This is a genomic window from Paraburkholderia sp. TE9906 (assembly GCF_056279605.1).
In genome coordinates, this window is the sequence record NZ_JBWCCT010000005.1 from 635046 (window position 1) to 650580 (window position 15535).

Sequence of the window (15535 nt, forward strand, 5' to 3'; positions counted from 1 at the left end):
GCAACTTTATTGGATACGTCTGGCAGCCTCGCCATCACCATAGCGATTGGCAGCGCGCGACACGAAGTCCAGCATCTCGCAATGCTGGGCGGTCACAAGTACTTTTGTCTCGACTGTCGTTCCATTCGTGAGCGCTTTGACGAGCGGCGCCATCTTTGTCGCCTCTGGCCAAGTAACCATGACAAACAGAACCCCCATAGCCATCCCTCGCTCAATCAACGTGATCGAGAATGATGCCTTCCAGCAACTTCACGATTCCAGCCAGCGCAATCGCGGCCAACAAAGTCAGAATCATGTTGTACATGCGCAGAGGCTCCATCGGATAGCTCGGCTCGGTCGGCGCTTGCAGCGGGGAAACCATTTTCAGCGTGCGTGCGGCGTCCATCCTGCCCTTTTCGAGTGCAGCAAGCGCAGTTTTGTACAGATCTTGAGCAAACCCCGCTTGCATTTGCAATCGTTGAAATTCACCGATCGTATAGTTAAGCGTCCGTCTTGAGGGTGAAGTCAGTTCTGCCTGCTTCTGGGCAATCTGCTGTTCAAGCGCCTTGATATTGCTCTTAAGCATGACAACCGTCGGCTGATTTGAGCTTAGTGTAGCTGGCAAGGAATCCAACTGGGCCTGAACTTCGCTCTTTTGCGATTCAAGTTTATCGATGAGCGCATTGAGACTTTCAGCCGTTGCCTGTGGTGCCATCAGCCCCTTACGATTCTGAAAATCGATCAGATCGTTGCTGGTCTCTATTACACGCTGATGCGCGAGTGTTACCTGCTTCGTCAAGAAGTCAACTTGCGATTGCGCCAGATTGTGATCAATCTGGTTCATATGCGCCTCACCTTCACGCACCATAAAGGTCGCAATTGCCCGTGCAGTTTTCGGGTCGTAGGCCTGCGCGCTAATGCGGAGTACTCCACTGTAGTCGTCGTACTCCACATCGATGCGAGACAACCAGTAGCGATAAAACCACTCCGGCGGCGCGTTCTTGAACCACATCCGCGAAACCGGATCCCAGCGTCGGTCACTGTAATGCGCGCGCAGATCAAGAGCAGCGTCGAGCTTCTTCAACATATCTGCGGACAGAAGATACTCACGCAGCAAAAGTTGATCGCCGCGGCTCGGCCCCGCAGCATTCGGAACAATGGTTGAAATGTCGAGGTTCGGATTGTTGATCTCATCCGTCTTCTGGATGATCACACTCGCGTCAGAAACGTAACGATCAGAGGCAACGAATATCCAATACACCACGGAGATGATCGCGGCGATAAAGATCAACCTTATAATTAATTTAAATACACTTACGGTTGACAGGTTGCGAAATTTTTCAAGATAGCCAGTGGCCATCTTTCTGAGTATGCCATCCTGTGTAATTACCGACGACGATTCGTTCATGAGACTACGTTTCCCTTGTATTCCTTAAGCGCGTCACCGAGATCATCAAACCAGTGAGCCATTCCCTCGTTAATCCAGATAGCCGATTGGCAAAACTGCCTGAGCGTGCCTTCGTCATGGGAAACCATGATCACGCTTTTTTTACCTGTTTTGTCCTTGAACGCGTCAGCTGCTTTTTTTCTGAATTTTGCGTCGCCAGCAGCCGTAACCTCATCTGAGATATAAACATCAAAATCAAAAGCCAATGATAACGCAAACTGCAACCGCGACCTCATTCCTGATGAATATGTCTGCACCGGGTTATCAAACGCATCGCCCAATTCGGCGAACTCTTGGATGAATGCGAGACGATCCTTGAGTTCGTTCTGGTGTCCGTGCACTCGGCAAACGAACTTCGCATTTTGTCGCCCGGTTAGCGTGCCTTCCAGTCCTCCGCCTCCCATGGGCCACGAGACGCGGCATCGACGCTCCACCCTGCCTTTGGTCGGGAAGTCGACGCCGCCGATAATTCGAAGCAGCGTCGATTTCCCCGCGCCGTTCATTCCGATCAATGCAACGCTTTTGTTCGAGGGAATCGTCATGTTGACCCCTCGCAATATCCATTTACCGGCGCCGTGCTCGGTTATATATCGCTTGTGAACATTCTCGACAACGATCATTTCATCACCAGCTTCTTTGCGAAACGTCTGTAGAGCGCCAAACCAATCAGCACGAAGCCCAAGGCCCATCCATAGAGGTACGCAAGGCTAACGCCTGGGTCAGTGTGATAGGTTGGCAGAAATCCCAGCCGCACCAGTTCGATTCCATGCACGACAGGATTGATTAGCAGGATGTCACGATAAGGTTCGGGAACAACCGCGATAGGGAGCAATGTGCCGGAAATGTAGTAAAGGGGCACATATAGCATTTTGTAAATGTGATCCAATTCCGGGACGAATTTCATCGCAACTGAAGTAATCAAGCCGAAGCCAAACCCGAACAGCCAGAGCCCCAGAAGACTAACAATGACCAGCAGCGGGTCCGCAGGAAACAACACCGGATTCAGCGTATCTGGCGTTATTGTCCTACCCATGGCAACCGTAAACAGAATGATGAGAATGGCAATCGGAATCATCAAAAAGAATTCCAAAGCCCCTCTTATAAACGCAGCATCAAATGGCTTCACCTGCCTGTAGACAAAAAAGGCTCGATTGCTGTCAAGCGCGTGCAACACTTGAAGCCATGTGCGTCTCCAAAGGAGAAAACCAACGAAGCCCCCAAGAATCCACATAGATATTTCCATTCCACCTACTTGATGTATATGGAATGTTTGGTACCCGAACGCGTGGATTGCAATGTACACCACCGGCTCAACGAACAGCCAAAGCCAGGCGGCGCGTGCCTCGAACAGGCGATCCAATGCCTCGCGCAGAAACATTGCGCGCCAAACGGCAAGCGTCACCTCCAGGGGCGTACGAACTCTATTCGTCATAACTCACTACTGAAAATCATGAGTAAAGGCCACCGTCGGATCGGCCACCATCACGACATACGTAAGAAATTTCCGGAATTCCGCGCCAGGCGAATTCGAAACATAAATCACGTCGTGGTTCTGAACCGGGAAATTTTGCGTGACAAGGAAGGCCGCCGGATCGCGCAAATTGATTTCGTACACGACCGGTACTTTGCCGTTGTTCGTCTTGACCGATGCGTCCTTGTTGTCCACCAGCTTCGCGTCCTCGAAGCGGAACAAGAAAATACCGCGTGCATCTGCGCGGCTGTCGTTGAGACCGCCCGAACGCGCGAGCGCCTGCGCGAGCGAAATACCTTGCGCCTCAAACGGAATTTCGTCGTTCTTGCCCGTCGCGCCGAGCACCGAGAACGTCTGCGGCTGGAACAGCGCTGTCACCACGTCGCTCGGCTTGAGCACGACGTTCTGCTTCGGATCGCGAATCACGGAGTCGAGCGCCATTGTCGCCGTGGTGTCTCCGCGCGAAAGCTGCACTGCCATATGGTTCACCGGCTGCTTCAAACCGCCCGCGAACGCGATCGCATCCAGCAGACGCTCGCCCTTCGGCGTGAGGGGCATCATCCCGCTCGTGTTGACTTCGCCGACAATCGTGACGTTCGACGCATTGTTTTTCGTGACCGCGACGAGCACTTGCGGCTGATTCGCCTTGCCCTTGAGATGGCTGACGATACTGGACTCGATCTGCTCCGTGGTACGGCCGGCTACGCTGATACGGCCCGCAAAGGGAATCGAGATCGTGCCGTCGGCGGAAACCATTTGGGTAGGCAGCGTAACGCTAGTCGATGCACCGGCGCCTGCCGACGGCAGCGAAACGGGTGCCGACGAACCGAACAGCATTGCGGGTGGCGTCTCCCAAATCGTTATCTGGATGACATCGCCCGGGCCGATCACATAGTTGTTGGCAACCTTGCTAGTAAAAGTGGACGAAAACTGGTCGAGTTGCTTGGCCGCGGCCAGCTTGCGCGCCAACGCATCGTTGACACCCACCAACTGGATGCCCTCGAAGCTCGCCGAGTTACTGATGTCCTGAACCTGCTCGCGACTCGCGCCCGATCCGGGCACCCACCCAGGAAACGTACCGCACCCCGAAAGCGTCAAAACCACCGGCAGACACACTGCCAAAAGATTCTTCTTCATTGACCTATCAACTTAAGATTCGACTCAACCTGCAGCCAACCGCGCCACCGCCCCCACCGTCCGGCTAATCTGCTCCGCCTCATGCGTCGAACAGATAAAGAACCGCAACCGCGCCGCCTTCTCCTCGACTGCCGGATAAAAAATCGGCTGCACGTTAATGCCTTGCTCGAACAACGCATTTGCCCACTGCGCGGCCTTCAACGAGCTGCCCGTAATCACCGGCACGACCGCGTAGCCCGCGCTCGTACCGACATTGAGTCCGGCCGCACGCGCCTCGGCAAGAAACTGATGCCCCCGCTCCCGCAACCGCGCAACCCGCTCAGGTTGCGCGATCAGCGCTTCGAGCGCCGCAAGCGACGCTTCCGCCAAAACTGGCGCAAGCCCGACGCTATACAAAAACCCCGGCGCCAGATGACGCAGCATATCGGCGAGCGGCTGACAACCAGCGATAAAACCCCCACAACCCGCCAGCGTCTTGCTCATCGTCCCCATCCACAGATCGACGCGATCCGGGGCCACGCCGCACTGCTCGCGAATCCCCCGCCCCGTCGCGCCAAGTACACCGAGCGAATGCGCTTCATCAACTAGCAAAAACGCGCCGTGCCGCTCCTTAACCTCGCAAAAACGCTCGAGGTCGGGGATATCGCCGTCCATGCTGTACAGCCCTTCGATCGCGATCAGCACGTGACGATACTCGCGACGCACTCGCGTCAGCAATTCGTCGAGCGCCTGCCAATCGTTGTGCGCAAAGCTCAGGCGCTTCGCACCGCTCAATTGCGCGCCCTGCACGATACTGTTGTGCGCCAGCGCGTCGTGCACGATCAGATCGCCGGGCCCGAACAACGCGCCAATCACAGTCACGTTGGTCGCATGTCCGCTCACGAACGCGACGCAATCGTCGGTTTCGTAAAACGCCGCCAGCGCGCGCTCGAGCTCGCGATGCACGGGCCGTTCGCCCGCGACGATGCGGCTCGCCGAAGCCGACGTGCCATACCTGTCGATGGCGGCCTTCGCACGCGACGCGATAACGGGGTCGCCTGCGAACCCGAGATAGCTGTAGTTCGCAAAGTTCACATACTCGCGGCCGCCGATTTGCGTCGTCGCGCCTGCAATACCGTCATGTACCCGAAAAAACGGCGACTCGACTCGCAACGTCTCGCCCATTTCGCGCATCAGCTTGACCTGCTGATATTGCGGCATTGCTTCAAAGCGGCTGCGTGCAGAGAGTGTCTGAGCAGGCGGTGCCGCCTGCGCATCGGGCGCGCCAGGCGCGTCCGCCGCACCGGTTGCTCGCTCCAGCTGGCGCTTCAGTGCCTTGGCTGCCAACTGCTGCCGTAGTGTTTCTCCGAGTCCCATGTAATTCGATCCAGCCTATATGTGCGCCGCGGCTTACGCGTGCGCCTCGACCCACTCGTACGCACCGGGTGTTCCCAGCAACGCGGCGAGCAGCCGGTAGTTCATTTCATGTGTCGGCCGCCGTGCGCTCACGTGGCCCAGCAACGGCGCCCCCGCGAGCGCGAGATCGCCGACCAGATCCAGCACGCGATGCCGGACGAACTCGTCGGGCTGACGCAGTCCGCCGACCACCCGCTTGCCGACGATTGCCGCCGTGCATGACAGTCGTGCGCCGCGCAGAATCGGCCAGCCACGCAGATAACCGACGACGATCGCGGGCACGGCCCATTTGATCTGGCCATACGAGCGCGACGACGCGATTTCGTCGGCGAAGGCGCGCGGCGTGAGCACGCCGTGCCACTCCATGTCGCCGAAACCTTTGAGGTCGTTGTTATGCACGCTGAGCGCATAGTGGTCCGCAGGCTCGACACGCATCTCGCGGCGCGCTTCACCTTCACCGTCGGCGACGCTGACACTTTTCAGCACGCGCAAAAACAGCTTGGGCTGCGGCACCGCGGCGCGACCGCACGCGCGAATCGCATCGATCCATGGCTGCGCGCTGCCATCGAGAATCGGTATCTCTTCGGCGTCGAGCTCGACGATCGCATGGTCGATCTCGCAGGCAAGCAGCGACGCGAGCAGATGCTCGACCGTGCGCACGCCAAGCCCGTCGCTCGCGCGCAGCATCGTGCACAGCGGCTGGCCCCGGCGCAGCGACGGATGCGCGGCGACGGTACCCAGCTCGCGGCCGCCCTTCAAACGCCGGAACACGACCCCATGCCGCTCGCCCGCGACCCGCGCCGACTCAGCCGGAAGAATGCGCACGTTCACGCGCCGCCCGGTATGCAGGCCATGTCCCGATAGTTCGAGCGACCGGGCGAGCGTGCCTTCGCTCGCCTGCCAGCCCACAGGCAGCTTTACTCCGCGAACGCCGGCGTCGACTGACATGACTCGTCTCCCTGTTGATTTTGAGTGTGGGTGGCGTTGCCGCGATTGCGTTCGAGCAGTGCGCGCGCCTCGTCTTCGTCGAGCGCATGGCGCGCAGCGAGGGCCGCAACCTCGTCGCTCGCAGCGTTCGCGGTAGCCTGAGCGCCGTCGCCAGCGCTCTCATCGAGCATGTCGACAATCCGCACGGCAAGCGTATGCACGGTGGCGCCTTCGGCGATCGCCATGATCGACAGCTTCACGCCGAACGACTCCTCGACCGCCATGCCGAGTTCCATGCCCATCAGCGAATCCATGCCGAGCTCGAGCACCGAGCAGTCAAGTGCGACGCGCTCCGGCGACATGTGCAGGATGCGCGCGATATGGCCGCGCAACGCGGTCTCCACCAGCGAGACCGCTTCGGTCTCGGGCAAGCCGCGCAATTGTTCGAGCAACGCGCCGTCTTCGTTCGTCGCTTCGGTGGCGCCCCCGCCTTGCAACGCCATGTAGCGGCGCGCCTGCGCCGCGGGCATGCCGCGCGCGATCGCCGCCCAGTCGAGACGCACCACAGCCTCGCCGGCCGCACCGCTCGCGAGCACGCGCTCGAGCGCCGTCATCGCTTCGTCGGAGGTGATCGAAGCACCGCCGATGCGCGCCTGCAACGCTTCACGCGTCGTGCTGTTGCGTGCAAGGAAGCCAACGTCCTCGATCGGCCCCCATGCCATGAAGGTCGCGGGCAGCCCGGCCGCGCGGCGATGCGCGACAAGCGCTTCGAGGAAGCTGTTGGCCGCCACGTACGCGCCCTGGCCCGGATTGCCGAGACAGGTCGTGGCCGACGAATACAGCACGAAGAAGTCGAGCGCGCAGCGTCGCGTCGCGCGGTGCAGATTCCATGCGCCTGCAACCTTCGGTTCGAGCACGGCGAGCATGCGCGCGTCGTCGAGGTTGCGCAGCAGGCCGTCGTCGATGCGCATCGCCGAGTGCAGTACGCCTTTGAGCGGCGTGCCGGCCGCCTCGATGGTTTCGACCAGACGATCGAGCGCCGCCGGATCAGTCACGTCGCACGACACTACGCTCACGCTCACCCCGTGCGCGGCTTGCAATTGATCGAGCTCCTGCTGTTTCGCGGCGTCGAGCGCGCCGCCGCGGCTGGCGAGTGTCAGATGCCGCGCGCCGCGCGCGATCATCCAGCGCGCGCTGGCGTAACCGAGACCGCCCGTGCCGCCGACGATCAGATAGGCCGCCTGCGGATCGAGGCTCAGCGCGGGCTGCACGACGCCGCGCGTGGGCGCGGGCGTGCCCGACGCATAGGTGACGAGTACCTTGCCGATCTGGCGCGCCTGCTGCATGTAGCGGAACGCCTCTTCCGCTCGCGCAGCCGGGAACGCGCGATACGGCAGCGGGTGCAGCACGCCGCTCACGAACAGCGCCATCACTTCCTCGAAGAGGCGCGTGGTCAGTTCGGGCAGCACACCCATCAACTGGTCGGCGTCGATGCCGAAATAACTGATGTTGTTGCGGAACGGTCGCAGGCCGATCTGGCTGTTCTCGTAGAAGTCGCGCTTACCGAGTTCGAGGAAGCGGCCGAACGGACGCAGCGTATCGATGCCGCGCACCATCGCCTCTCCCGCGAGCGAGTTGAGCACGATGTCGACGCCCTCGCCGTTGGTGCAGGCTCGCACGTCGTCGGCAAACGCGAGGCTGCGCGAGTCGAATACGCGATGGACGCCGAGCAGGCGCACGAACTCGCGCTTCTCGTCGGCACCGGCGGTGGCGAACACTTCCGCGCCGAGATGGCGGGCAATCTGGATCGCCGCGATGCCGACACCACCCGCACCGCCGTGAATCAGAACCCGCTCGCCGCGACGCAGCCGCGCGAGCTCACACAACGCGTAGTACGCAGTGAAGAACGTGGTGGGAATCGTCGCTGCCGCTTCGAAGGAAATCGCTTCGGGCTTGCGCGCGATCGCGCTCGCCCGCGTCACCACGTGCGTAGCGAACGAAGCCGGCGCGAAGCCGAGCACCGCGTCGCCGGGCGCCCAGCCTTCGACGCCCGCGCCGACCCGTACGATGCGGCCCGACAGTTCCATGCCGATCGTCGCGCCCGCAAAGCCGGTCTCGACCGCCTCGTCGGAGAGGAGGCCCATCGAGTACATAACGTCGCGGAAGTTCAGACCGGTCGCCATCGGCGCGATCTCAACTTCGCCAGCCTTCAATTCGCGCGCCGGCAATGCGAACCATGCGAGGTTACGCAGCGAGCCGGGCATGTCGAACGCCAACACGGCGGGTGCCGGGTCGGACGCTTGTTGCGCACTGGTCTGGTCGCGGGAGGTCTGCCGTTGCGCCGTTTGCGCCGGCAGCATGCGCGGCACGTAACGACCCTGCGCGGTGAGCAGCACCTCTTCCTCGCCGTCGTCGTGCGTCAGTGCGTGCGCCAGTTGCGCGACGGCTTCGCTATCCGCGCTCGCCACGTCGATCAGGCGCAGCGCAAGCGCCGGATATTCGTTTGCCATCACACGACCGAGCCCCCACAGGCTCGCCTGCTCGGGCTGCGCCGCCGTGGCCGCGCCTTGCACGAACGGCGCGCCGCCACGTGTGAGCACGCACAGGCGCACCTGTGCAGCCACGCCGGCTGCGTCCAGTTCGCGCGCGAGCGTGGCGAGCGCGAGTGCTCCGCCCTGTTGCGCGTGCATCAAGTCGGCGCCGCTGGCGTCGTCGAGCTGCGTGAGCGGTGCGACGAACACGATCTGCGCTTGCGTGTTGCTGCGTTCGACCCACGCGGCCGCTTCGCGCACGCTCGTCGCTTCGACCTGACAGCCATGACGCGCAAGTTCTTGCGCGAGCGCGGAGCCGAACCCGTCGTTGCCGGTCTGCACGATCAGCCACGGCTGTTGCCCCGCCGAACCGGGTTGCGGCTGCAGCATCGCGGCGGGCTTGCGCGCGACGATCAGGCTCGGCGCACCTTCGAGATCGAGACCCTGCTCCGTGTGACGCGCGACGTCCTGCAGACCAGCGCGTTCGCAAAGCAACTGCAACGCGGCCGGCGCGAGCGCGCCGTAAGTCTCCTCGGACAGCTCGTGACCCGCCGCGCCGAACACGATGTCGGCGAAACGGCTACGGTGCGAGTCGGCGAGCACGACCATGCCGCCCGGCGCGAGCCGTTCGACGATTGCTTGCAGTGTGGCAAGCGGGTCGGTCTGTTCCCCGAGCATGCGATTGACCACAATCAGGTCGAACGGCGCGGCGTCACGGCAATGGGTGAACAGCGCTTCGTTTTCGCCTAACACCAGCGTCTGAACGTGCGCGTGCGCTTCCGCATCGAGCGCCGCGAGCTGCTGGTGCGTGCCCGCCAGGACATGCTCGCATTGCGACGCCGGCATGCCGAGATCGAGCGGCTGCAACACTTCACCACTCGTCGCGCCGATTTCCAGCACGCGCAGGCGGCGGTTGCGCGGCCACGCCGCCAACGCCTCCTTCGCGCACGAAGCGAGCATCGCGCGGGCATGCGACCACGTGGGCGAGGCGTCGAAGAACTGCTCGACGAGACTGCGCCCCGTCGGCGACAGCAACGCCGGCGCAGCGGCACCGGATGCTGCGTCGCGCAGCACGCGCGGCAACGCCGCACCGACGTGCGCAAGCAGCGTCAGTTCGGCGACGTGCGCCGGAGAATTCGCCAGCACCTCGCGCCACAGCGCGTCGAGCGCGGGCATCGCCGCGCACGCCGCGTCGTCACGCACGAGGCGCTCGCCCTCGAAACGGGCGAAACCGTCTTCCACGACGATCTGCGTCACCCGCGTGAGCATGGGAGCATCAGTACGCGCGGACAGCTTCGGCTGCGCGAACGCGCCGATCGCATCGAGCGCGTTCAACGCGTACAGGCCCGTGAGCACGTCGAGCAACGGCAGCGTTTCGGTCAAATGATGCGTCCGTTGCGCGCTGTCTTCGCTTGCAGCAAGACGCGCACTCGCGCGTCCGACGAGCGCAGCCGGCGCGGGCAGCGCCGCGGCTGTCAAGTGCTCGGGCAGCGGGCGCGCTTCGAGCGCGTAGGCAAAGCGCGCCGGGGCGGCAGCTCGCCGGCCCGTCAGGTCGACACGGCGGAACCGGCAGGCGGAAAGACGCGCGACGATCGCATTGTCGGCGTCGAGGAATTCGAACGACGCGACGATCGAATGCGGGCTGCGGCGCAGCACACGTGCAAGCACGCGGCGCACCGAGTCGCCGCGCAAAAAGTCGACGCGGCCGATCTGAACCGGCACGAAAGCCGCGCGCGCCTCGCCAGGCGCGGCGCCGGCCTGGCCGAGCACGGCGAAGAGCGGATGAAAGCCGCTGTCCATCAGCGCGGGATGCAACAGCCAGCCGTCCAGTGTCAACGCGCCGCCAGGCACTTGCGGCACTTCCAGATCGGCGAGCGCGTCGTCGCCTTGCACGTGGACGTTGCTCACCCAGCGGAATGCCGGACCGTAGCTCAAACCGATCGCGCTCGTACTTGCGTAGAGGGCCTCGCCAGCCGTCGCCGGGCGCGCCTCAAGGCGCGCCAGCACCGACTCGTCGGCCGCGCTCTGCGCGTCAAGCGTATTGCCGCTTTCGAGCAGACGGCCCGTCACATTGAGATTCCATGGGCCGTCGCTCATGCGCTCTCGCGTCTCGATCGAGAAAGACGCGGCGCGTGCGTCGATCACGAAGCGGAACAGCTTCGCGTGCTGCGGCTGGAACACAACCGGCATGCGGATTTCGAGGTTCTCGAGCGCGACGTCCGGCGTGCGAAAGAACACCCGCGCCGCGGCCAGCGCCATTTCCACATAGCCCGCGCCCGGGAACGCCACGCCGCCATCGACCACGTGATCGCCGAGCATCGCCACGCGTTGCGGATCGAGCTGGCTTTCCCACGCGAATGCATGCTCGTGCAGACGGTAGCCGAGCAGCGGATGATCGACGTGGCGATTCACGAGGTTGTAGCCCTCGATGGTGGCCGTCTGCCAGTAGCGCTCGCGCTGCCATGGATAGGTGGGTAGCGCCGCATGTGAGCCCTGCGACGCCACCGGCACGAAACGGTCGAGATCGACACGCGCGCCGTGCGCGACCGCCGATAGCATCGAATGTTCGAGCATCTGCGCACTGTCGTGATGACGCTTGAGCGTCGGCACGACCGCGCCCGCGAGATTGAGACTCGCGAGAGTCTGCTTGACGTAGTGACGCAGAATCGAGTGCGGCGCGATTTCAATGAACATGCGCACGCCCGTCTCGGCAAGACGCGTGAGCGCTTCACCAAAACGCACCGGCTCGCGGATGTTGCGCCACCAGTAGCCTGCGTCGAGCGCAGTGCCGGAAAGCGTGTCGCCGGTGACGGTCGACACGTAGCGCTTCGTGCCTTCGCGCGGCGCCAGATCGGCGAGTCCGGCGCGCACCACCGGCTCGATCGCGTCCATGCGGCTGCTGTGGAACGCGTAATCGAGATCGAGCAACTGGAAGAAGCTGCCGTTCGCGACCAGCGCGGCGCCGATCGCTTCGAGCCCCGCGAGCGAGCCCGCGAGCGTGACGGCTTCGGGGCTGTTGGTACCGGCCAGTTCGACCGTCGCCGTGAGACCGAGGCGTGCAATCAGGTCCCGCGCCTCGGCTTCGCCAATGCCCGCGGCGGCCATCTTGCCGGTGCCGCGCGTCAGGCCCTGCGCGCTGCTGCGAATGCGGATCACGCGCACGGCTTCGGCCAGCGTCAGCGCGCCCGATGCCCACGCGGCCGCGATTTCACCGACGCTATGCCCGACCGCCGCATCGAATTCGATGCCACGCGCTTCGAGTGTGCGCGTGATACCGACCTGGATCGCGAACAGCAACGGTTGCGCATTCTCCGTCGCTGCAAGCCATTCGGCGCTCGCGCCGGCGCGCAGCACGTCGACGAGCGACTCGCTGCCGTCGGCGCGCCAGAGCGCGTCGACTTCGTCGAGCGCCGCGCGGAACCCGGCGTCTTCCGCGTAGAGTTGCTTGCCCATGCCGGCCCACTGGCAGCCGTTGCCCGCGTAGACGAACGCCACCTTGCTGCCAGTCGCCACGGCCTGGCCGTGTGCGACGTAAGCCGGCAGCACCTGTTCGGACGAGTCCGCGAGCATTTGCAGTGCCGCGCAGCCCGCTTGCAGGTCCGGCGGCGCAATGACCGCGCGCTGATCGAGCCATTCGCGGCGCCGCGCGGCGCTGGCTGCGAGCGCGCTCCAATCGGCCCCGTTCTGCAGGCGCGCGTGGTAGCGCGCCGCGAGTGCGGCAAGCGCAGTCTGCGAACGCGCGGTGAGTACGAGCGGCGCCAGTGCCTCGTCCGCGACCGGCGCGCTGGTCGTGACAGGCACCGCGGGCGCGGCTGCGTGCACCGTCTCCGCGAGCACGACGTGAGCATTGGTGCCGCCGAAGCCGAACGAATTGACGCCGATCGTCAGCGGCTCGCCATCGCGGCGCGACAGCGGCGTGAAGCGGTCGACCACACGTAGGCGGCCGCCTTCGAAATCGATCGCCGGATTGGGCGTTTCGAAATGCAGCGAGCGCGGCACCGCACCGTGCTTCAGGCAGAGGATCGCCTTGAAGAGGCCGGCCATCCCCGAAGCGGTTTCGAGGTGCCCGAGGTTGGTCTTGACCGAGCCGATCAGCAGCGGATCGTCGGCCGGGCGACCGGCGGCGACCGCTTCGATCAGCGCGCGCGCCTCGATCGGGTCGCCGACCGCTGTACCCGTGCCGTGGGCTTCCAGATAGGCAAGCGAATGTGGATCGACGCCCGCGCGGCGGTAAACCGAGCGCAGCAATTCGGCCTGCATGGCCGTCGTCGGCACACTGATGCCGCCATGCGAGTGACCGTTGGAGTTCACGCCCGAACCGGCAATGACAGCGTGAATGGTGTCGCCGTCGGCGAGCGCGCGTTCGAGCGGTTTGAGTAGAACGAAAGCACCACCCTCGGCGCGCACATAGCCATCGCCGGTCGCATCGAATGCCCGGCAGCGGCCGCGCGGCGACAGCATCGACGCCTTCGAAAAGCTCACGAAGCCAAACGGATGAAGCAGCAGATTGACGCCGCCCGCGAGCGCCATTTCGGTTTCACCCGACTGCAGTGCCTGCACGGCCTGATGCAGCGCGACGATCGACGACGAGCAGGCGGTATCCACCGACATGCTCGGTCCGCGCAGATCGAACAAATAGGACACGCGGTTGGACGCAATGCTGAGCGTGTTTCCCGTGGCCGAGTACGGATCGATCCAGTTCAGGTCGTCCATGCTGCGGTTGCCGTAGTCCATACTCGCGGCGCCGACGTACACGCCACAGTCGCGGCCACGCATGTCGGCCGGACGCACGCCGGCGTCCTCGAACGCTTCCCACGCCAGTTCGAGCAGGAGGCGCTGCTGCGGGTCCATCTGGGTTGCCTCGCGCGGTGAAACGCCGAAGAACGCGGCATCGAAACCGGCCACGTCATCGAGCACGCCCGCCGAGAACGTGTAGCTTTTGCCCGGCTCTTTTTTAGACGGGTGCTGGTAGAACCCCGTGCCGAATCGATCGGCTGGCACGGCGGTCACTGCGTCGCGCTCATCGCACAACAGTTGCCAGAAATCGTCGGGCCCCGTTACTCCGCCGGGAAAGCGACATGCCATCCCAGTAATCGCAATTTTCTTTTCCATCATCTTGCCGGTATCTGCTGCAACTTGTTTCGCGAATCGATATCGACAGGGTCTGCGTGCGTCATCGCGCGCTGTATCGTGGAACCCAGGGTCTCGACGCCGACGTCTCGGCGTGTGCCGAGGTCGTTCCCGAAATTGCGCCAAATAAAGTAGTCACTGCGAGTCGGTTCCGTTCCGAGCGCGTCGAATACGGAAGACATGGCAGGAACGTGATCACCATAAAAACACAGGACCGTCGGCCGCTTGCGCTCGCGCAGATAAGCGGTCAACCTGCCGATCATCGCGTCCGCGTTCTCCACGTGCCGAAGGTAGGCGGTCAGATCGCGCCAACGCACGTCGTCTCCCAGTGTGTGCCGCGATGCGGCTTCTCCTGGAGAGACCGTCTCCAGATGCAAAGGGCCGTGGTTCTCCATCGTGATTGCAAACGCAAACATGGGTTTGTCATCACTGGCTTGCAGCAGCGCAATAAGCTTGTCCGCCACAGGGAGATCGCCGACGTATGACCCCGCACGAGACGCACTGTCGAAATGCCCGATGTCCAGAAAACTGTCGAAATGCATGTGGGCGAATGCCCGGCGACGGCCGAAGAAGTTCGCGTAGTACGGGTGCACGGCCACCGTGCGATAGCCGCCGCGGCTGAAATAACCCGCCAGTGACGCACACGCCCGGCGCACGAACATATACGGATAAAAGCGCGCGTAACCGAGCTCGGGCGACGTCAGGCCGGTGAGCATCGCGAATTCACTGCGCATCGTATTTGCGCCCCAGGCCGGCACCGCCAGCTCGCCTTGCTCGAACGACTCACGTCTGGCGCAATCGAAATGTTCATAGGGTGCGCCAGACACGTATGTGCCGAGCCGACGTGCGTCGAAATACGACTCGCTCTGAACCACGATGACATCCACCTGAACATCCGGGCGACCGAACGAAAAGGGGCTGGTCGCTGCGGCGCGAGTAAAGGCGCGCAGTTGCGCACTGCTTATCCCATTGATCAGATAGGCGGCGGACGCGGCGAAAAAGCCGCAGCGGCATTGATCCGAATAGGGCTGCAGCGTCAGCGTCAAGCGACGGGCAAGCGCGATGCACATCGGCAGGCAAACCAACATAACGACGGCCGCAGCAGCTCTCTGCCCGAGTGCAGCGGGCTTTTCGGCAATGAACGCCGCCACCGCCGCCACGATGCCGACAAGCAGGAGGGCAAGCTTGCCGGCACCGAGAAACGGCAAATACAGGCGAGAATGCGAGAAGACCTGGCTGAACAGACTCAGGTCGCTGAACACCAGCGGTTCACGCAGTGACGCGTATTTAGCGTTACCGACGACGGCGAGCACGCCAATCAATACCTGCGCAGCGCCAGCCGAAAACAACGGCCGCCCCGTCAACGCGAAGCAACCTGCCGTCACGACAGCGAGCGCCGTCAGGTGCAGCATTAGCGCAACTGGTGGTCGACGAAGCGACGATCGCGTGACAGCGATCGCTTCAACGGCAAAGGAGCATGCGACCAGCGCGGCCGCGATTATGAAATCGGGCAACACT

General features: G+C 63.1%; 9 protein-coding genes. All 9 read right to left on the reverse strand.

Annotated elements, in window-relative coordinates:
* Positions 1-6: 6 nt before the first annotated feature.
* From ACZ9H4_RS16835 to ACZ9H4_RS16875, 9 genes are read right to left on the reverse strand one after another with little or no spacing between them, the layout of a single operon-like run.
* Positions 7-204 carry a hypothetical protein gene (locus tag ACZ9H4_RS16835; protein ID WP_476119802.1) on the reverse strand — a complete coding sequence of 66 codons (198 nt, stop codon included), beginning with the start codon at positions 202-204 and terminating at the stop codon, positions 7-9.
* Between the two features lie 7 nt (positions 205-211).
* Positions 212-1387, reverse strand: coding sequence for a KpsE/RkpR family capsule polysaccharide export protein (locus ACZ9H4_RS16840; protein WP_476119804.1), 1176 nt, complete (start codon positions 1385-1387; stop codon positions 212-214).
* Positions 1384-2046: an ABC transporter ATP-binding protein gene (locus ACZ9H4_RS16845; RefSeq protein ID WP_476119806.1), complete on the reverse strand. Its 663-nt coding sequence runs from the start codon at positions 2044-2046 to the stop codon at positions 1384-1386. The genes ACZ9H4_RS16840 and ACZ9H4_RS16845 overlap by 4 nt, the downstream gene beginning before the upstream one ends.
* Positions 2043-2858: an ABC transporter permease gene (locus tag ACZ9H4_RS16850; RefSeq protein ID WP_476119808.1), complete on the reverse strand. Its 816-nt coding sequence runs from the start codon at positions 2856-2858 to the stop codon at positions 2043-2045. Before ACZ9H4_RS16850 ends, ACZ9H4_RS16845 begins: the two co-directional genes overlap by 4 nt.
* Before the next feature lie 6 nt (positions 2859-2864).
* Positions 2865-4034 carry a polysaccharide biosynthesis/export family protein gene (locus ACZ9H4_RS16855; protein ID WP_476119811.1) on the reverse strand — a complete coding sequence of 390 codons (1170 nt, stop codon included), beginning with the start codon at positions 4032-4034 and terminating at the stop codon, positions 2865-2867.
* Positions 4035-4058: 24 nt separating this feature from the next.
* Entirely contained in the window at positions 4059-5390 is a 1332-nt protein-coding gene (locus tag ACZ9H4_RS16860; RefSeq protein WP_476119813.1) for an aminotransferase class I/II-fold pyridoxal phosphate-dependent enzyme, read from the reverse strand.
* A gap of 33 nt (positions 5391-5423) precedes the next feature.
* Complete coding sequence (locus ACZ9H4_RS16865; protein ID WP_476119815.1) at positions 5424-6377, reverse strand: UDP-3-O-acyl N-acetylglycosamine deacetylase; 954 nt, start codon at positions 6375-6377, stop codon at positions 5424-5426.
* The gene (locus tag ACZ9H4_RS16870) at positions 6347-13999 is read right to left on the reverse strand and encodes an SDR family NAD(P)-dependent oxidoreductase (RefSeq protein ID WP_476119851.1); all 7653 of its coding nucleotides are present in this window, start codon (positions 13997-13999) and stop codon (positions 6347-6349) included. The genes ACZ9H4_RS16865 and ACZ9H4_RS16870 overlap by 31 nt, the downstream gene beginning before the upstream one ends.
* Positions 13999-15534 (reverse strand): LTA synthase family protein, encoded by a 1536-nt coding sequence (locus tag ACZ9H4_RS16875; RefSeq protein ID WP_476119817.1) that lies wholly within the window; start codon positions 15532-15534, stop codon positions 13999-14001. The genes ACZ9H4_RS16870 and ACZ9H4_RS16875 overlap by 1 nt, the downstream gene beginning before the upstream one ends.
* Between the last annotated feature and the right edge of the window lies 1 nt (position 15535).